This window comes from Leptotrichia wadei, assembly GCF_007990445.1.
Classification (GTDB): Bacteria; Fusobacteriota; Fusobacteriia; order Fusobacteriales; family Leptotrichiaceae; genus Leptotrichia; species Leptotrichia wadei_A.
In genome coordinates this window covers 1505700-1524914 of sequence record NZ_AP019841.1, presented here as the reverse complement: position 1 = coordinate 1524914, position 19215 = coordinate 1505700, and the positions used below count along the sequence as shown (strand labels likewise).

17 protein-coding genes and 1 pseudogene are annotated in these 19215 nt (G+C 28.2%); 17 read left to right on the top strand and 1 reads right to left on the bottom strand.

Going from position 1 to position 19215, the window contains the following annotated elements; all coding sequences use genetic code 11:
* Positions 1–57: 57 nt before the first annotated feature.
* The 13 genes and pseudogenes from FVE74_RS07305 to putP all read left to right on the top strand — a co-directional run bounded on the left by FVE74_RS07305 (position 58) and on the right by putP (position 12990).
* Positions 58–804 carry a DKNYY domain-containing protein gene (locus tag FVE74_RS07305; protein WP_147003938.1) on the top strand — a complete coding sequence of 249 codons (747 nt, stop codon included), beginning with the start codon at positions 58–60 and terminating at the stop codon, positions 802–804.
* 49 nt (positions 805–853) lie between these two features.
* On the top strand, positions 854–1579 hold the full coding sequence (locus FVE74_RS07300) for an endonuclease/exonuclease/phosphatase family protein (protein WP_147003937.1): 726 nt from the start codon (positions 854–856) through the stop codon (positions 1577–1579).
* 114 nt (positions 1580–1693) lie between these two features.
* Positions 1694–1915: a DeoR family transcriptional regulator gene (locus tag FVE74_RS07295; protein WP_147003936.1), complete on the top strand. Its 222-nt coding sequence runs from the start codon at positions 1694–1696 to the stop codon at positions 1913–1915.
* 81 nt (positions 1916–1996) lie between these two features.
* Entirely contained in the window at positions 1997–2683 is a 687-nt protein-coding gene (locus tag FVE74_RS07290) for a hypothetical protein (protein ID WP_147003934.1), read from the top strand.
* 92 nt (positions 2684–2775) lie between these two features.
* The gene (locus tag FVE74_RS07285) at positions 2776–3642 is read left to right on the top strand and encodes a hypothetical protein (RefSeq protein WP_147003932.1); all 867 of its coding nucleotides are present in this window, start codon (positions 2776–2778) and stop codon (positions 3640–3642) included.
* A gap of 16 nt (positions 3643–3658) precedes the next feature.
* Complete coding sequence (locus tag FVE74_RS07280) at positions 3659–4888, top strand: Fic family protein (protein ID WP_147003930.1); 1230 nt, start codon at positions 3659–3661, stop codon at positions 4886–4888.
* An 88-nt stretch (positions 4889–4976) separates the two neighbouring features.
* On the top strand, positions 4977–6158 hold the full coding sequence (locus FVE74_RS07275; RefSeq protein ID WP_146964438.1) for a phosphopentomutase: 1182 nt from the start codon (positions 4977–4979) through the stop codon (positions 6156–6158).
* Between the two features lie 137 nt (positions 6159–6295).
* Complete coding sequence (locus FVE74_RS07270) at positions 6296–7390, top strand: RNA-guided endonuclease TnpB family protein (RefSeq protein ID WP_147003928.1); 1095 nt, start codon at positions 6296–6298, stop codon at positions 7388–7390.
* A 194-nt stretch (positions 7391–7584) separates the two neighbouring features.
* Positions 7585–8535 (top strand): hypothetical protein, encoded by a 951-nt coding sequence (locus FVE74_RS07265; RefSeq protein ID WP_147003925.1) that lies wholly within the window; start codon positions 7585–7587, stop codon positions 8533–8535.
* Positions 8536–8675: 140 nt separating this feature from the next.
* The gene (locus FVE74_RS07260) at positions 8676–9323 is read left to right on the top strand and encodes an NUDIX hydrolase (RefSeq protein WP_147003923.1); all 648 of its coding nucleotides are present in this window, start codon (positions 8676–8678) and stop codon (positions 9321–9323) included.
* A gap of 282 nt (positions 9324–9605) precedes the next feature.
* Positions 9606–10091, top strand: a complete 486-nt coding sequence (locus FVE74_RS07255; RefSeq protein WP_147003921.1) for a GNAT family N-acetyltransferase — start codon at positions 9606–9608, stop codon at positions 10089–10091.
* A gap of 326 nt (positions 10092–10417) precedes the next feature.
* Positions 10418–11515, top strand: a pseudogene (locus FVE74_RS07250) (RNA-guided endonuclease TnpB family protein).
* Between the two features lie 113 nt (positions 11516–11628).
* On the top strand, positions 11629–12990 hold the full coding sequence (gene putP, locus FVE74_RS07245; protein WP_147003919.1) for a sodium/proline symporter PutP: 1362 nt from the start codon (positions 11629–11631) through the stop codon (positions 12988–12990).
* Between the two features lie 102 nt (positions 12991–13092).
* Here putP and hpf read toward each other — a convergent pair whose 3' ends face one another.
* Complete coding sequence (gene hpf, locus FVE74_RS07240; RefSeq protein ID WP_147003917.1) at positions 13093–13419, bottom strand: ribosome hibernation-promoting factor, HPF/YfiA family; 327 nt, start codon at positions 13417–13419, stop codon at positions 13093–13095.
* A gap of 306 nt (positions 13420–13725) precedes the next feature.
* On the opposite strand from hpf, the gene FVE74_RS12150 reads away from it, so the two are divergent.
* The 4 genes from FVE74_RS12150 to purC all read left to right on the top strand — a co-directional run bounded on the left by FVE74_RS12150 (position 13726) and on the right by purC (position 19105).
* Entirely contained in the window at positions 13726–13854 is a 129-nt protein-coding gene (locus tag FVE74_RS12150) for a hypothetical protein (RefSeq protein ID WP_018497847.1), read from the top strand.
* 58 nt (positions 13855–13912) lie between these two features.
* Positions 13913–17719 (top strand): phosphoribosylformylglycinamidine synthase, encoded by a 3807-nt coding sequence (locus tag FVE74_RS07235; protein WP_147003915.1) that lies wholly within the window; start codon positions 13913–13915, stop codon positions 17717–17719.
* A gap of 20 nt (positions 17720–17739) precedes the next feature.
* On the top strand, positions 17740–18219 hold the full coding sequence (gene purE / locus FVE74_RS07230; protein ID WP_147003913.1) for a 5-(carboxyamino)imidazole ribonucleotide mutase: 480 nt from the start codon (positions 17740–17742) through the stop codon (positions 18217–18219).
* Positions 18220–18388: 169 nt separating this feature from the next.
* A complete protein-coding gene (gene purC, locus FVE74_RS07225; protein ID WP_147003911.1) occupies positions 18389–19105 on the top strand; it encodes a phosphoribosylaminoimidazolesuccinocarboxamide synthase in 717 nt (238 codons plus the stop codon).
* Positions 19106–19215 lie beyond the last annotated feature (110 nt).

The window sequence follows — 19215 nt, the reverse complement described above, 5'->3', positions numbered from 1 at the left end:
GTAATTTTTGTTTGAAAAGAAATTTATAAAATTGAGTTTGAATCGAAAGGAGAATATGTGAAGAAAAATATCTTAAAAGTATTGTTATTTCTAGTTTTGGGAAATGTGGGATTTGGAGATGTTATTCAGATTTTAGGAGATCATTATTCGATAGACAAAGGAAAGGTTTATTATGAAAATGAAATTTTGGAGGGAGTAAATCCGAAAACTGCTGAGTTGATAGGATTTTCTCTTTTAAAAGATGATAAGAATATTTATTATATGGGTAAAAAAATAAAAGATGTAAAAATTAAAAATTTTGAAAAATTAGGTAAAAATTATTGGAAAAATGATAATAAAATTTATTATCGGGATGAAAAAATAGAAAATGCTGATATTATAAGTTTTAAAGTTTTAAATGAAGATTATGCGAAAGATAAAAATCATATTTATAGAGGAAGTGAAGCAATAGATTCTTCATTATCTGGAAAAATTAAAGATCCTAAAACATTTGAATTTTTGCCAAATGGAATAATAAATGCTACATTGTATGGAAAAGATAAATATAATGTGTATTATATTGAAAATAAAATGATAAACTGTTTTGATACATACTATTCTATTTATGAAGTAAATGGAATTAATAAAGATAAAGTAGAACTTTTGAATGATTGGTTTATAAAAGATGATAAGAATATTTATTTTAAGGGAGAAATTTTAGAAGGTGTAGATTATAATACATTTGAAGTGCTTCCAAATGGAGAAGGAAAAGATAAAAATCGAAGTTATGAATATTTGACTAAAGATGAATGGAAATGGTTTTAATTAAGAAAAAATTAATTATTTATAAAAATAAAAAAGATAGGAAACAAAAATGGAATTTAGAATTATAACATACAATATTTTTGGGGCAAGGCTTACCAATGGAAGGGAACTTGCTCGGAGCTTGAAAAAATATAATCCAGATTTTATCGGACTTCAGGAAGTTGATAGAAATACAAAAAGAAGTAAATTTCGAGATGTTGTACAGGAAATGGCACAGGAATTGGGTTATCATTATCATTATTTTCAGAAAACGATGGATTTTGATAAAGGTGAGTTTGGAATTGCGTTTATTTCAAAGTATGATGTGAAAAATATTTACATTCATCAGCTACCTGGTAAAAGCAAAGAAAAAAGGCAAGTTTTGGCAGCTAGATTGAATACTTCAAAATTTAAAAAGAAAATTTTAGTTGTGAATACACATCTTGATAACAGTTTGGACAATAAAAATGAGGAGTTGGATGATTTATTTGCTACAATCGAGGGATTTAAGGGCGATGTGAAGTTTTTGTGTGGAGATTTTAATCTTTTGCCAACGACAGAATATTATGCGAAAATCAGGAAAGATTGGAATGACAGCTATTTTCAAGGTAGAGATTTGGAAAATAAGAAAAACTCAGAAAATAGGGAGCTTGAAACGCCTAGAATTGATTATGTGATGGCAAAAAAGAGGACAGATTACAAAGCAAAAAAGAGTTTTTATATTAATGATAATTCAAGGAATTGGACGAAATTGTCGGATCATCTGCCGTATATGGCGGTTTTTGAGGTGGAGTAAGTTTGTTGGGAATGATTTTGAGATTTTTGGAATAGGATGAAATTTTGAAGTAATGAAGTATTGTTGTAATTTTTGTTGATGTGTGGAAAATAATATTAACAAGAAGTAGAAAAAATGACTGATATTTTGACTGATAAAATGACTGATAAAGAGCTTCAAAGACTGAAAATACTGGAAATGTATTTTGAGAAAAATAATTATATTGACAATAGTGAGGCTCAAAAGATTTTGAATGTTTCGGATTCTACGGCAAGAAGATTTTTGAATAAACTTGTGAAAGGTGGGATTTTGGAGGCATTTGGAGAGAAGAAAGGGAGAAAGTATAGGAAGAAATAAAATTTAAATTTTTAAATATTTAAGAATTATAAAAAATTATGATAATTCAAGAATAAATTAATATAAACAGGATGAGATAAAATGGATGTAAGTATAATTACTTGGGATGAAAATTATTATGATAGTTGCTATGAGGATTACCTTCAAATTATGAAAAATAATGAAATTGTTTATTATGGATACTGTTATGAATTAATTTCTTATAATGAAGAAGCACGATATAAGTTTGTGTTTGAATTTAATTATGGGGATATAAAAAATAAATGTGATACGGGTATAGTAAAATTTGAGAATAATTTTTTAATGGTTCCATTTCGAGAAAAGATTCATCAGTACGATTATAAATATTTACCTTTGAAATTTACTGAACAGCAGTTATTAAGGTTGATATCTAAAGAAGAAATAAGTTTAATAAATAAAATTTCTTATTCAGATATTTTGTTGCAGTGGTTAGGATTGAGTAATTTTAAAGGATATTTTGATACATTTGAAGAATATAAAAAACAATTATTTTATGATATATATTTTGTTGATATAGATAAATTAGATGATAATATTGAAAATTTTTTTAAAGAAGTATCGAAACTAAGAAATAGAGGAATAGTAAAAATTTTAAAAAATGATTTTGAAATTGTTACGGCTTATTTGAATACGGGAAAAATTTGGGAAGCATTTTTGAAAAAGGATGATAAAATATATTTGAATACAGAACTAGATGTAAGCATAGATGTAACAGATATTGTAGAGAAATATTATAAAAAATATTAAAATTAATTGCTTTTAAAATAGAGAAAAGATATAATTAAATAAAAAAAGGGAGAAAGTATTGAAAGAAATAGTAAAATATGGAGATAAATTATATGAAAATAAGATATTCAAAATTTGAAATTAATATGTGGGATATATTTTTTCTAGTAATATATTTAAGTCATTTATTAGGAGGAATTGATATTTTATTTAATAAAAAAGAAAAGGTTGGAATAATTTTTTTGGTTATTGGAATAAGTTATTTTGTATACAGATTTCTTTTGGTAATGATTATTAAAAGCAAGATAAAATTTGATTTTTCTGATTATGAGGTCAAAATAAAAGGTCTATTTTTTGAGAAAACTATTGAATATAGTGACATAAAGGAATTGATAGTTAGAAAGAATATATTAGGATCGTATGATATTCTTTTAAATTTTGACAGTACAATAAGTGTTTATAATTTGGTAACTGATGTTTCAATAGAAAATAATCATGAGAAAAGTTATGTTTTTTGTGATATAAAAGATAAAGATGAAATTTTGGAATATTTTTTGGAGAAAATAGGTTATCCTGAAAAAGAAATTCGTGAAAAAGTGAATGGAGAAAAATTATATGTGAGATATTCGATTTTTGAAAGATTTCATATGTTGTGCTGTTCAATATTTAGCATAGTATCAATTTTTTCGGTTGGAGTTGCTTGGGGGGATTTAGAATTAATGATTGAATTATTTGTAATAATAATATTATTACTAGTGATGACTATGATAAAATTTTTTAGAAAAGATTATATTATGAAAAGATATAATAATTGCAGTATATCAATATCTGAAAAGAAAAAAGAAATTTATATTATGGATGATTTTTTTGAAACAGATAAAAAAGTAATAATTAATTATGAAAATACAAATTTTAATAGTGTAAAATTTAATTTCTATTATTTCCAAAATAATGTAATGCCTAAAAATTATAAAAAATAAAGGATGATTTGAGGATATGGGAAAAGAATGTGGTTATAATCCAGCATTTAAGATTACAAATAATGTAATGAATCTTTTGACTGAAATTACAGAGATAGTTGGAGAAATAACAATTTTAGAAAAAACGAATCCTGATTTTGTTATAAAATATAAAAATAGGATAGAAATAATTTATTTAATGTTTAAGAATAAAATTAAAGACTTAACTTTAGAAGAAGTTTCAAATATAGTAAAAGGGAATTCAAGTGAACTATCATTTGAAAATATAGAAAAAATAAAAAAGATAAATGATCTTTATGAGAAAATAGAATTTTTAAATCCATTTTCAGTAAAGGATTTTTTAGATATTTATAGAATTTTGGTAAATTCAGATAACAAAGATTTAGTTCAAAATTTTTCAAAATATTTAAAAGAATTATTTTCTTGGTTAAAAAAGAGTAAATTGAATATTTTAATAAAATCTTGTATTTTACATTATGAAATAGCAAAAATGTCACATTTTGAAGATGGTAGAATGGGAAGATTATGGCAAATTTTAATTTTATCAAAATGGAAAAGTTTTTTTGCATGGATACCATTAGAAATATTAATACAAGAAAATATAGAAAAATATTATGAAATTATCAATAAATCAAAAAAATCGGAATCATTAAACCTTTTTGTTGTTTTTATACTTCAAATTATAAAAGATAATCTAAAAAAATTAAAAAAAAGAACTTCAAAATTATATGAGGAAGAAAATATTTCTAATTTTTTAAATGGTGCATATATTGGATTGTTTAAAGATGTTGAAGTTGAAGATATAACAGTAGATTTTAAATTTGATGCTTTTTATATAGGAGAAAATAATGAAATAGATTTTAGTACAGCGATAAAAAATAAATTTTCTGCGTTGATTCCAGAAGAAACTAGAAAAAGAAAATTGATATACAATAATACTATAAAAGAAATACAAAATATGGAAATTTCATTCAAAAAATGTAATCACTATTCTGAATCAGTTGATTTTATAATAGAGAATCAAAATGATAGAGAATATAAATATTATAAAGATTTTTTTGAAACTATTGAAACAAAATATTATATAAACGGACTGGGAAAACCATTGAATTTTTATTTATTAGAAGAAGATAAATGTAAAAACTGTGCATATTTATATGAATATTACACATATGTTACATTTTCTATTAAAATTATTGAATATAAATCATATATGGCTATGTTTATATTTGGTTCTAATTACTAAAAATAACAAAAAACAGGGAATTTATTTGCCTTTAAAAAACATAAAAGGTATAATATTAGTAAATAAAAAAAGAAAGGAAAATAAAAAAATGAAAAAAATTGAAAGAATAACAATAATAGTTTTAGACAGTGTTGGAGCAGGAGAATTGCCTGATGCGAATTTATTTGATGACTGTGGGTCAAATACTTTAGGAAATATGGCGAAAGCTCACGGTGGAATGAGTTTGCCTAATATGGGTAAATTAGGACTTGGAAATATTACTGAGATTGAAGGGACTCCAGCTGTGGAAAGTGCTGAAGGGGCCTATGGAAGAGCGATTGAGGTGTCGCATGGGAAAGATTCTACGACTGGACATTGGGAAATTGCTGGTGTGCCGTTGGAAAGACCGTTTCCAAACTATCAAAATGGATTTTCAGATGAAGTTATAAAGGAATTTGAAGAAAAAACTGGAAGAAAAGCTATGTTGAATAAGCCAATTTCAGGAACTGTAGCGATTGACCAATATGGAGAAGAACAAATTAAAACTGGAAATTGGATAGTTTACGGTTCAGCAGACCCTGTGTTTCAAATTGCTGCGAATGAAGAAATTATACCATTAGAAGAACTTTACAAAGCATGTGAAATCGCACTTGAAATTTGTAATGAAAAATCACCTGTGGCAAGGGTAATTGCAAGACCTTATGTTGGTAAAAAAGTTGGAGAATTTAAAAGAACTGCGAACAGACACGACTTTTCGATTGATCCGCCAAAAGAAACAATGCTTGAAAGATTGGAAAAAGCTGGACTTGATGTAGTTGGAATTGGAAAAACGAGCGACCTGTTCAATGGAAAAGGAATTACAGACAACAGAAAAGCTAATCAAGATAATTTGGATGGAATTAAGAAAACAATTGTGGCATTGAAAGAAGATACAAAAGGATTGATTTTTACTAATTTGGTTGACTTTGATGCAGTTTATGGGCATAGAAGAAATGTGGAAGGTTATGTAAATGCTTTGATTGAATTTGACAATTGGTTACCTGAAATTGAGAAAAACTTGAAAGATGATGAAATCTTGATTATCACTGCCGATCACGGAAATGACCCTACTTATAAAGGGACAGACCACACAAGAGAGTACATTCCAATATTGATTTACGGTAAAAATGTTAAAAAGAATGTAAATATTGGAACTAGAAAAACTTTTGCTGATATTGCGGCGACTGTTGAGGAAATTTTATTGGGGACTGAAAAAGAAGGAAGTTTTGCGAAGGAAATTTTGGAAGACTAGGAAATAGGTAAATGTGGGTTAACAAAAAGATAGCAAGAAGTCTCCGACTTTTATAAGTGGAAGATAAATTGCTTTTTTTGTAAAAAAATTGAAAAAAAATATACATATGATACAATATCAAAAGGAGGTGTAATTTCATGAAATATAATTTAGCATTCAAATATAGAATTTATCCAAATAAAGAGCAGGAATTATTGATAAATAAGACTTTTGGATGTGTTCGTTTTGTCTACAATACGATCTTGTATACTGCGAATAAATTTTATGAAGCTGGAAAAAATAAAATAATTACACCTGCCAGTTTGAAAAGTGAAAATCAATTTCTAAAAGAAGTAGACAGTTTGGCACTTTCAAATGCTCAATTGAATGTAAAACGATCATTTACGAATTTTTTTCAGAAGAGAGCGAAATTTCCAAGGTTCAAATCTAAAAAGAATAGTGTTAAAAGTTATACGACAAATTGTGTGAACAATCCGATAAGAATAGAGGAAAACAAATATTTGATTTTGCCGAAATTGAAAAGAATAAAATTAAAATATCATAGAGAAATACCAAAGAATTATAGAATAAAGTCGGTAACATTGACAAACAGTAATGGAAATTACTATGTTTCTGTTTTGACGGAATTTGAAAAAGAAATTCAAAAGGTAGCTAGTAAAGATAAAGTGATTGGGCTTGATTTTTCAATGTCTGAATTATTTGTCAGTTCTGAAAACCAAAGGGCTGATTATCCAAGATATTTTAGGATGTTGGAAGAAGAATTGAAAAAATTGCAGAAATCATTATCAAAAAAAGTGAAATTTTCTAAAAATTGGTATAAGCAAAAAGCGAAAATATCGAAATTACATGAGTATATCAAAAATTGCCGAAGAGATTTTCTACATAAATTATCGAGAAAATTATCTGAAGATTATAATGCTGTGGTTGTTGAAAATTTGAATATGAAAGGGATGAGTCAGGCATTAAATTTTGGGAAAAGTGTAGGAGATAATGGATGGGGAATGTTTTTGAGAATGCTTGAGTATAAACTGATGTTTTTAGGAAAGCAATTTTTGAAGATAGATAAGTGGTTTCCATCGTCGAAAACTTGCAGTAAATGTGGAAACGTTAAAGAGGAACTGAAATTATCAGAAAGAAGTTATAAATGTGAGTGCTGTGGGATTGAAATTGATAGAGATTATAATGCGGCACTGAATATAAGAGATGTTGGAAAAGAAATGTTGAAATATTAGGAAATAAAGAAACAGGGCAGGAACTGCCCAAAGAGCTTGATAAATATATTTGGCTAATAAAAGCAGATACTTCCCAAGAAGCTCCCGCTTCTAAAAGCGAGAGTAGTTCACAGATAGGGATAGCATTTTATGGAAAGAAAGTGAAAGTTTTTAGTAAATAAATTAGATTAAGAAGCAATAAGTAGGCGATAGATATGAAACCAAAAAAATTTTCAATAAATTTTATTCATAGACCAGAATTTTTTTATGCAGCTTTTGAATTGGAATTAAAAATTGAAGGAAAAAATATTTGTGAATTTACAGTTGATGGGAAAATAGAAAAGGATACAGCAAATTTAATATTTTTATCGGATTGGTTTGAGAATAATTTAAAATTTATTTTGAGTGAAGAAGATAAGTTTCCGTATAAAATAAAAGGAAATTGTGGAATTGAAATAAGAGAAAAAGCATATGAAATGGGAAATAAGAATCATGAAGAGATAGAATGGTTTGAAAAAATTCATGAATGGAGTGAACGGCATTTATGGACTTTTTCAGGACTCGAAATGGTGTATCCTGATGTAATGTTTAGAAAAATTAATGATAAAATAGAAGTTTCTTGGGATAGTACAAATAAATATAGAGATAATATGACATATAAAATTGAATTTACTAATTTAAAAGGAAAATCTTTTATTAAAATCGAAGAGTTTAAAAAGGAAATATTGAAATTTATTGAAAAAATAAAAAAAATTTATAAAATTATAACGGATAAAATGAAATCAATTTTTTATGGAGAGTATTTTAATAGTGAATATTTATACAAGAGAGAAGAAACAAATAATTTACAGGAAAACTTTTTAAAAGAAATAAATAATTTAGGTTATAATTTTAATACAATTTATGACTTAATTCTTTTAGAAAAAAAACATAAAAATGTGATTCCAATTTTTAAAAAATATTTAAAATTATTTGATTTAGATACAAGAAAAAATTTAGTTAGATTTTTAGGTGTGAAAGGATTTGATGAAATAATTCCGCTTTTGGAAAATGAATTTTTGGAAAATGTAGATAAAGAATATAGAATATCAATAGTAAACAGTCTAAGATTAATAGAAAATGATGAGATAGCAAAGGATTATTTAAAAAAATTGATGAAGATATAAATTTTAAAAATAAAAAAATTCATTAATTTATATTCCTGATTAATGATTTCATCATGATTTTCTAAATAAAATTTTTATAACATAGGCTAATATTGAAGAATAGCAATTAATTAATAACTTTAAACAGTAGGTGATAATCAGTGAATAAAAATGAAGAAGAAAATAAAGAAGAAGAACAAAAATGGCTAGACTGGGCAATTGAACTTCAAAGTCTAGCACAAGCAGGACTTGCTTATGGAAAAGATAAGTTCGATATTGAGCGGTTTGAGAGAATTAGGGAGATTTCGGCAGAAATGGTGGCACACAAAACTGAGATTTCGGTGGAAAAGGTAAAGGATTTATTTTGTAATGAAGTTGGATATCAGACACCTAAAATTGATGTGAGAGGTGTGATTTTTGAAAATGATAAAGTTCTTTTAATTCAGGAAAGTAATGGAAAATGGGCATTGCCAGGTGGATGGGCGGATGTTTATCTTTCTGTGAAGGAAAATGTGTTGAAGGAAGTTAAGGAAGAAGCTGGGATTGAGACTAGTGCTGAGATGATTATAGCTTTGCTTGATGTTACAAAAAATCAAGGTAAAAAGATACCATACGGTATAACGAAAGTATTTGTTTTGTGTGAATATGTGAGTGGAAAATTTGAGAAAAATATTGAAACGGTTGACAGCAGATATTTTGGGATTGATGAATTGCCTGAACTGGAAACAAAGAAAATCACAGCTGAGCAAATAAAAATGTGCTTTGAGGCGAATAGAAATAGGGATAAATGGAAGGTTGTTTTTGATTAAGAGAGTATCCATAATTTTGTGTAAACTCAAAATATAATACATGGTAAAGAATGTCAGGAATTAATTGAAATTTCATAAGTTGAAATTTTTTAGAAACAGGAATATTGTTTATTCTAATTGTTCTAGAAAGTAAAAAGATAGATTATTTTTATTAGTTTTGAGAGTATTTAATTTTTTTAAAAACTATAAACTAAATAAATTAATTAATTATTTTATTATACAAAAATTTGTACTCTCTTAATTTTGAAAATTTATAAAAAATTAGAAAAGGAAAAATAAAAAATGAAAATTAGAAAAGCAACAATTAATGATTTAGAAGAATTGACAAGAATTGAGGCAGAGTGTTTTCCTGCTGCGGAGGCGGCAACGGAAGAGAGTTTTCGTGGGAGATTGGAAATTTATCCAGATTTTTTTTGGATTTTGGAAAATGAGGATGGTAAAATTATTTCGTTTGTAAATGGGATGGCTACGAATGATGAAATTTTGACAGATGAAATGTTTGAAAATCCTAATTTACATGATGAAAATGGCGATTGGCAGATGATTTTTGGAGTGAACACGCTTCCAGAATTTAGACGGAGAGGTTATGCTGAGAAAGTTTTGAGAAAAGTTGTGGAAGATGCGAAAAGTGCTGGAAGAAAGGGTGTTGTGTTGACTTGTAAAGATAGGCTTGTTCCATTTTATGGGAAGATTGGGTTTGTGAATGAAGGGTTATCAGAGTCAACTCATGGGGGTGCGGTTTGGTATAATATGAGGATTATTTTTTAAAAAATTAAGAAATAAAAAAGTAGTATCGCTAAAAAATAGTTAATGTGATATAATAAGTTATAAAATAAAAAAGAACGGAGATGAGAAATGGCAACAGGTGGAATAGAAACTTTTATAACATTTGGCATATATTTATTATTTTTAACAAAAAGATAGCAAGAAGTCTCCGGCTTCTACAAGCGGGAGATGAATTGCTTTTTTTTTGTAAAAAAAATTGAAAAAAGGATACATCCATGATAAAATTTTTGTATAAAATATTGAAGAGAAATCATTAATGATAAAATTTCTAAAGAAATAATATTCAAAATCAAAAGGAGGTGTAATTTATGAAATATAATTTAGCATTCAAATACAGAATTTATCCAAATAAAGAGCAGGAATTATTGATAAATAAGACTTTTGGATGTGTTCGTTTTGTTTACAATACGATTTTATATATCGCTAATAAAATTTATGAAGAAACTGGAAAAAATAAAATAATTACACCTGCCAGTTTGAAGAGTGAAAATCAATTTTTAAAAGAAGTGGACAGTCTAGCACTTTCAAATGCTCAATCGAATGTAAAACGATCGTTTACGAATTTTTTTCAGAAGAGAGCGAAATTTCCGAGGTTCAAATCTAAAAAGAATAATGTTAAAAGTTACACGACAAATTGTGTGAACAATTCGATACGAATTGAGGAAAACAAATATTTGATTTTACCAAAATTGAAAAGAATAAAATTAAAATATCATAGAGAAATACCGAAGGATTACAAGATAAAGTCAGTAACATTGACAAACAGTAATGGAAATTACTATGTTTCTATTTTGACAGAATTTGAAAAAGAAATTCAAAAAAATTCAAGTAATGATAAAGTAATTGGACTTGATTTTTCAATGTCTGAATTATTTATCAGTTCTGAAAACCAAAGGGCTGATTATCCAAAATATTTTAGGATGTTGGAAGAAGAATTGAAAAAATTACAGAAATCATTATCGAGAAAAGTGAAATTTTCTAAAAATTGGTATAAGCAAAAAGCGAAAATATCAAAATTGCATGAGTATATTAAAAATTGCTGAAGAGATTTTCTACATAAATTATCGAAAAAATTGTCTGAAGAATACAATGCTGTGGTTGTTGAGGATTTGAATATGAAGGGGATGAGCCAGTCATTAAATTTTGGGAAAAGTGTAGGAGATAATGGATGGGGAATGTTTTTGAGAATGCTTGAGTATAAACTGATGTTTTTAGGGAAACAATTTTTGAAGATAGATAAGTGGTTTCCGTCATCGAAAACTTGCAGTAAATGTGGAAATATTAAAGAGGAACTGAAATTATCAGAAAGAAGTTATAAATGTGAGTGCTGTGGAATTGAAATTGATAGAGATTACAATGCGGCATTGAATATAAAAAACATTGGAAAATTGATGTTGGAATATTAAGGAAATAAAAGAAAACAGGGCAGGGACTGCCCGAAGAGCTTGGTAAATATATTTGGCTAACAAAAGCAGATACTTCCCAAGAAGCTCCCGCTTCTAAAAGTGGGAGTAGTTCACTGGCGATAGGAGTATATTTTTATGTAAAAACGGATACTCATGAGGAATATATTTTAGGTGGAAGAGGTGTAGGTTACTGGGTAACAGCAATGTCAGCTCAAGCGAGTGACATGAGTGGATGGTTATTGTTAGGATTGCCAGGAGCCGTTTACTTATCAGGATTAAAGCAAGTCTGGGTTATAATAGGATTAATAATAGGAACTTATATAAATTGGAAAATAGTAGCACCAAGATTGAGAATGCAGACAGAAGAACACGAAGCATTGACAATTCCAACATTTATATCAAAAAAATCAAATGATACGAAAGGTTACGTAAAAACTTTTTCAGCGATTGTAATTTTATTTTTCTTTACAATTTACTCGGCATCAGGATTGGTTTCAAATGGGAAGTTATTTGAATCGTTATTGGGAATTGATTATAAATTAGGAGTATTAGTAGGTGGAGGAACCATAATATTTTATACATTTTTAGGTGGATATTTGGCAGGAGTTTGGACAGATTTCTTTCAAGGAATATTGATGTTTTTTGCAATTATAATTGTTCCAGTTACAGCATATTTTGTAGTTGGAGGAAGTAGCGCTATTGATGTTGCAATGACTCAAAAGCATATTTCACTTAACTTGTTGAAATATCCAGAAGCACTTAGCATACCGGTAATTATTTCTGGATTAGGTTGGGGACTTGGATATTTTGGACAGCCACACATAATTGTAAAGTTTATGAGTATAAAAAGTGTAAATGAACTTTGGAAAGCTAGGTTAATCGCGATGGTATGGGTTATAATTTCATTGGTTTGTTCTATTGCAATTGGTATTACAGGAATTGCTCTTTTCAAAAATGTTCAAGATCCAGAAAAAATCTTCATTTACATGATAGGAAAATTATTCAATCCTTGGATAGCAGGTATTTTATATGCAGCGATTTTATCAGCAATAATGTCAACAATTTCAGCACAATTGTTAGTTGCATCGAATACCTTGACTGAAGATTTTTATAAATATATTGTTAAAAGAGAAAAAACGAATAAAGAACTTATTTGGGTTGGGAGAATTTGTATTATAATTATTTTTATAATCGCAACATTGTTATCAATGAATCCCAATTCAGAAGTATTGTCATTAGTTTCATACGCATGGGCAGGTTTTGGAGCTGTATTTTCTCCAGTAATTTTATTTATTTTGTACAAAAAAGAAATGAACTGGAAAAATATTTTGATTTCAATGGTTGTCGCTACAATTACAGTAATTTTCTGGAATCAAAGCGGACTTGGTAAAAAAATTTATGAAATTGTACCAGGATTTTTAGTAAATATGTTTTGTTTGTATATTTTGGAAAAATTTATTAAGAGTAAAAAATAAAAAATATAAAAAAGACTGATTTTAAAATTTAAAATTCTAAAATAGTCTTTTTTTATATATTAAGGTTCTTTTATTCTTAAAATATTAAATGCTTTTTATAAATTAAGATTGACGAGTACCTTTTTTGTTGTGGTCTTTTTGTTTTTCTTTATATTTTCTAACTTGTCTTTCCAATCTGTCGGATAGATCATCAATTGCTGCATATAAGTCTTTATTTTCAGCCTCTATTTTTATTTTTGTACCACTTGCAAAAACTAATCCATCAGCTTTGTGAACTGGACCTTCAGATTTTGTATCTTCGACAGTCAGAACAACATCGATTTCTGTGATAGCATCTGAATACTTGGAAATTCTGCTTATTTTTTCTTCAGTATAAGTTTTAATTGCATCTGTGACTTTAAGTTGTTTTCCGCTAATAATGATTTTCATAAATCATCACATCCTTTCATCTATGTCAATAATATTGTACCTTGAAAATTCAAAATGTCAATAGCGAAAATAAAATAATTAAAATTTTTTATTAAAATATTGTAAAATTTTATTAAATTAAAGAAAAATAGGAAATGGAGATTTAAGAAATATTGGGAAAGTATACTATGAAGAAAGAAACTTATTTTGGCACAGAAATAATTTTTTTGGTATTGAAAAAATAGTAAAATTTTGTTATACTTTTAATAGGTAGGAATTTTACAGCAATATAAGATTTTTTAAGGGAAATATTTTATTGGAGGAAAGATGAAAAAAAGATTTTTTGTCAGAAGAGCGTTCAGGATATTTTTTACTAGACAAATTGTAAAATTGTCTACTTTGTTATATAAAAAATATAAAAAATTAAATATACAAATATATGAAAAATCTGGGTAATCTTTTTTGCTTGGATTTTTATTTTTTATAAAATAAAAATATAGAAGGAGAGATAAAGATGAATTATAGAATCTTTGTGGAAAAAAAGAAAGATTTTAGAGTGGAAGCACAGAACTTGTTCAGCGACTTGAAGGAAAATGTTGGAATAAGTGAACTTAGCGATGTAAGAGTTCTGAATATTTATGATGTGTTTAACTTGGGTGAAAATGATTTGGAAAAATTGGAAAGAACGGTGTTTTCAGAAATAAATGCTGACAATGTTTTTAGATCGTTGGATGAAGTATTTGAAGAAAAAAATTCAGAAAATGTATATTTTTCAGTAGAATTTTTGCCAGGGCAATATGACCAAAGAGCAGATTCTGCAATTCAATGTGTAAATTTATTAATTGATAAAAACAATAATATTAACGTAAAAAGTGGGAAATTGATAATTTTATACGGGAAAATTTCTCCTGAAGAACTTGCTAAAGTAAAAAAATACTATATAAATGAAGTTGAAGCAAGAGAAAAGGATTTGAATGTTTTAAGTGAAAATGTTGAAACTGAAAATAAAGACGATGTTATTGTTTACGATGGATTTACTGAAAAAACAAAAGAAGAAATTGCAGATTTAAAAGATAAATTGGAACTGGCAATGACAGTAAATGACTTGCTATTCATTCAAGAATATTTTAAAAATGAGGAAAAAAGAAATCCTACAGAAACTGAAATTCGTGTTCTTGACACTTACTGGAGTGACCACTGCCGACATACAACTTTTGAAACAATCATTGATGACATTAAAATTGAAAATGAAACTTATAAAAATATCATCGAAAAGGCTATTAGCGAGTATTTAGAAAGCAGAAAATATGTTCATGCCGACAGAATTTCTAAAAAGCCTATGACTCTTATGGATCTTGCTACAATTTTTGGAAAAGAGCAGAGAAAAAATGGAAACTTGCCAGATTTGGAAGTTTCAGATGAAATAAATGCCTGCTCGATTTATATTGATGTACCAATTGAAAGAATTGGTGAAGATGGGGAAAAGAGCATAACTACAGAAAAATGGATTTTGCAGTTTAAAAATGAAACTCATAATCACCCAACAGAAATTGAGCCATTTGGCGGGGCTTCTACTTGTATTGGTGGAGCAATTCGTGATCCGTTATCTGGAAGAACTTATGTTTATCAGGCTGTAAGAATTAGCGGTTCTGCTGATCCAACTGAAAAAATTGCAGATACAATGGCTGGAAAATTGCCGCAAAAGGTTATTACACAAGTGGCAGCACACGGATTTTCATCTTATGGAAACCAGATTGGACTTGCGACAACTCACGTGAATGAAATTTATGATGAAGGTTATAAGGCTAAAAGAATGGAATTGGGGCTTGTTGTGGGAGCGGCACCTGCTGAAAATATTATCCGTGAAAAGCCTGAAAATGGAGATGTTGTAATTTTACTTGGTGGAAGAACTGGAAGGGATGGAATTGGTGGAGCAACTGGTTCATCTAAGGAACATACAACAGAGTCTTCTGAAAAATCAAGTGCAGAAGTGCAAAAAGGAAATGCAATTGTAGAAAGAAAAATTCAAAGACTTTTCAGAAACAGAAATGTTACAAAATTAATTAAAAAATGTAACGATTTTGGAGCTGGAGGAGTTTCAGTTGCAATTGGGGAACTTGCTGATGGACTTGAAATTGACTTGAATAAAGTAAGAGTGAAATATATTGGGCTAAATGGAACAGAGCTTGCTATTTCAGAGTCACAGGAAAGAATGGCAGTTGTTATTGAAAAACAAAATTTAGATAAATTTATAGAATTTGCAAATGAAGAAAATCTGGAAGCATATCAAGTGGCTGAAATTAATGATTCAAATAGACTTGTTATGAAATACAATGGAAAAGCGATTGTTGATATTTCAAGAGATTTCTTAAATACAAATGGGGCTGCTTCAAACATTAATATTACAATTGAAAATACTCCAAAATTGAACTTGAACAGAGAAATTGAAGGAAATGACTTTAGAAGCAAATTTGTAAATAATTTGAAGGATTTAAATGTAGCTTCACAAAGAGGACTAGTTGAAACTTTTGATTCAACAATTGGAGCAACTACTGTATTAATGCCATTTGGTGGAAAATATCAATTAACTCCTGCAGAAGTTTCGGTGCAAAAAGTATCAGTAATCAATGCAGAAACTGATGTCGCTTCAATGGTTGGATATGGATACAATCCTTATGTGGCAAAACAAAGTACGTTCCACGGTGGTGCTTACGCTGTAATTGAATCAATGGCAAAAGTTGTCGCTGGTGGAGGAAATTACAAAAATATCAGATTTACGTTCCAGGAATATTTTGAAAGATTGGGACAAGATTCTAAAAAGTGGGGAAGACCATTATCAGCATTATTAGGAGCATTGCACATACAAAAAGCTTTTGGATTACCTTCAATTGGTGGAAAAGATTCAATGAGCGGAACATTTAATGATATTTCTGTACCGCCAACATTGGTATCGTTTGCAGTGAGTGTTACAGATGCGGAAAATGTAATTTCTAGCGAATTTAAAAAGGCTGGAAACAACGTTTACTTGATTACAACTCCAAATGATGAAGATGATTTGCCAAAACTTGATGAATTAAAGGCAAACTTTGACTTTGTGACTGAAAATATTAGAAATAGAAAGATTGTTTCCGCTATGGCTGTTAAAAATGGTGGAATTGCCGAAAGCATTGCAAAAATGGCATTTGGAAATAAACTTGGTGTAGATGTTGCAGCAGATCTTTCTGAAAATGAATGGTTTAAAGTAAATTATGGAGCATTTATTGTAGAAACTGCTGGAAATATTGAAAATAAAAATGCTGTTTTACTTGGAAAAGTTACGGATAATGCGAAAATTTCTGTAAATAGCATAACTTTTGACTTGGATGAATTAATTGGAACTTGGGAAAGCAAACTTGAAAGAATATTCCCAACTAAAAAAGAAGTTGAGGAAGAACATAAAATTGCACATTGCAAAGGTGTAAAATATGAAAAAATCGAAAAGATTGAAACTCAAAATATAATTAGCAATATTTCAAACACTTATGCGAAACCAAGAGTATTTATTCCAGTATTCCCTGGAACAAACTCAGAATATGACTTGGAAAGAGCGTTTAATAGAGAAGGTGGACTTGCGAAAATTGGTGTATTTAATAACTTGTCACATAGCAATATTTTAAGTTCAATTGATAATTTTGTTAAAGAAATTAATAATTCGCAAATATTGATGCTGCCTGGAGGATTCAGTGCGGGAGATGAACCAGATGGATCGGCTAAATTTATGGTTGCTGTATTGAAAAATAAAAAAGTTAAAGAAGCAGTGGAAAATCTATTGAAGAGAGATGGATTAATCTTAGGAATTTGTAATGGATTCCAAGCGTTGATTAAATCAGGATTGTTACCTTATGGAGAAATTCGTGAATTAAATGAAGATTCGCCAACATTGACATTTAATACAATTGACAAACATATGTCAAAAATCGTGCAAACAAAAATTATTACAAATAATTCACCTTGGTTAGCTAATATGAAAGAAGGAGATATTCATTCAGTAGCGATTTCTCACGGAGAAGGAAGAATTGTTATTACAGAAGAAGAATATAAAAAATTATTTAAAAATAATCAAATTGCAACTAAATATGTTGATTTGGATGGGAATTCGACAATGGATTCACAATTTAATCCAAATGGTTCTTATTATGCGATTGAAGGAATGTTGGCATATAATGGTAGAATCTTTGGTAAAATGGGACATTCTGAAAGAAAAGGTAAAAATGTTTACAAAAATATTTATGGAGATAAAGAACAAAATATCTTTAGAAATGGAATTAAATTCTTTAAATAAGGAAAAGGAGAAAGTGAAAAATGAAAGTAGCAATATTTTTTGGAAGTCAGTCAGATACTGACAAAATGAGAGGTGCAGCAAATTGCTTGAGAGAATTTGGGATTGAGTTTGAGGCTTATGTATTGTCGGCTCACAGAGTTCCTGAAAAATTGGAAGAAGTTTTGGCTGATGTTGAAAAAAGAGGTGCAGAAGTGATTATTGCTGGAGCTGGACTTGCGGCACATTTACCTGGAGTTATTGCTTCAAAAACAATACTGCCAGTAGTTGGAGTTCCTTTAAATGGAGCACTTGAAGGATTGGACGCACTTTATTCGATTGTTCAAATGCCAAAATCTATTCCAGTAGCAACTGTTGGAATTAATAATTCATACAATTCAGGAATGTTGGCAGTACAAATTCTTGCAATAAAATATCCTGAAATTAGAGAAAAATTGGTTACATTTAGAAAAGAAATGAAAGCTAAATTTATTGCTGATAATGAGAAAAAAGTTGAATTATAATTTGTAATAGACTTATTTGGAAGTTATATGTATTTATAATTTAATAAAACAAATATTTTGAAGCAAGAAGTATTGATATTGACCCCTTGTGGAAATAAAAAATTCAAGTTATTGAACAATATAATATTTATTTGATATAATTTAAAAATAAAAAATGGAGGAAATAAAAATGGAAAAAAGAGAACAAATTTATGAAGGAAAAGCAAAATCAATTTTTGCAACAGATAATGCGGATGAAATAATTATGTATTTTAAAGATGATGCGACTGCATTTAATGGAGTAAAAAAAGATCAATTGGAAGATAAAGGAATTTTGAATAATAAAATTTCTACATTACTTTATGGATATTTGATTAAACACGGTGTAAAAACTCACTGGATTAAAACTTTGAATGAAAGAGAACAACTTTGTAAAAAAGTGGAAATTGTGCCTTTGGAAGTAATTATTAGAAATAGAGCAACTGGAAGTTTTGTAAAAAGATATGCGGCTGAAGAAGGAAAAATCTTTAAAAGACCTACATTTGAATTGTCTTACAAAAATGATGATTTAGGAGATCCATTATTGAATGATGATCACGCTTTGGCATTGGAATTGCTTACTGAAGAAGAATTGGCTGAAATTAAAAAACAAACTTTCTTGATTAATGATTTGTTGTCTGCATTATTTGATAAAATGAACTTGATTTTAGTAGATTATAAAATTGAGTTTGGAAGAGATAAAGATGGAAATATTTTACTTGCAGATGAAATTAGTCCAGATTCAATGAGACTTTGGGATAAAGATACACTTAAAAAATTGGATAAAGATAGATTTAGACAAGATTTAGGAGACGTAATGGGTGCTTATCGTGAAGTTCTTCGTCGTATGGAAGAAGTTTTAAAATAAATTAAAAAAATAAATTTCTGAAATCATATATTAGCAAGGGGTCTTGACTCCTTGTCATTTAAATAAAATAAAAAATATTGATAAAGTATAAACTAAACTGTTTATAACAA

What these genes read in the sequence shown, in the direction of transcription:
- FVE74_RS07300 (WP_147003937.1), top strand. Translation starts at nt 854, where the DNA reads ATGGAATTTAGAATTATAACATACAATATTTTTGGGGCAAGGCTTACC.
- FVE74_RS07295 (WP_147003936.1), top strand. Translation starts at nt 1,694, where the DNA reads ATGACTGATATTTTGACTGATAAAATGACTGATAAAGAGCTTCAAAGA.
- FVE74_RS07290 (WP_147003934.1), top strand. Translation starts at nt 1,997, where the DNA reads ATGGATGTAAGTATAATTACTTGGGATGAAAATTATTATGATAGTTGC.
- FVE74_RS07285 (WP_147003932.1), top strand. Translation starts at nt 2,776, where the DNA reads ATGAAAATAAGATATTCAAAATTTGAAATTAATATGTGGGATATATTT.
- FVE74_RS07280 (WP_147003930.1), top strand. Translation starts at nt 3,659, where the DNA reads ATGGGAAAAGAATGTGGTTATAATCCAGCATTTAAGATTACAAATAAT.
- FVE74_RS07275 (WP_146964438.1), top strand. Translation starts at nt 4,977, where the DNA reads ATGAAAAAAATTGAAAGAATAACAATAATAGTTTTAGACAGTGTTGGA.
- FVE74_RS07270 (WP_147003928.1), top strand. Translation starts at nt 6,296, where the DNA reads ATGAAATATAATTTAGCATTCAAATATAGAATTTATCCAAATAAAGAG.
- FVE74_RS07265 (WP_147003925.1), top strand. Translation starts at nt 7,585, where the DNA reads ATGAAACCAAAAAAATTTTCAATAAATTTTATTCATAGACCAGAATTT.
- FVE74_RS07255 (WP_147003921.1), top strand. Translation starts at nt 9,606, where the DNA reads ATGAAAATTAGAAAAGCAACAATTAATGATTTAGAAGAATTGACAAGA.
- hpf (WP_147003917.1), bottom strand. Translation starts at nt 13,419, where the DNA reads ATGAAAATCATTATTAGCGGAAAACAACTTAAAGTCACAGATGCAATT.
- FVE74_RS12150 (WP_018497847.1), top strand. Translation starts at nt 13,726, where the DNA reads ATGAAAAAAAGATTTTTTGTCAGAAGAGCGTTCAGGATATTTTTTACT.
- FVE74_RS07235 (WP_147003915.1), top strand. Translation starts at nt 13,913, where the DNA reads ATGAATTATAGAATCTTTGTGGAAAAAAAGAAAGATTTTAGAGTGGAA.
- purE (WP_147003913.1), top strand. Translation starts at nt 17,740, where the DNA reads ATGAAAGTAGCAATATTTTTTGGAAGTCAGTCAGATACTGACAAAATG.
- purC (WP_147003911.1), top strand. Translation starts at nt 18,389, where the DNA reads ATGGAAAAAAGAGAACAAATTTATGAAGGAAAAGCAAAATCAATTTTT.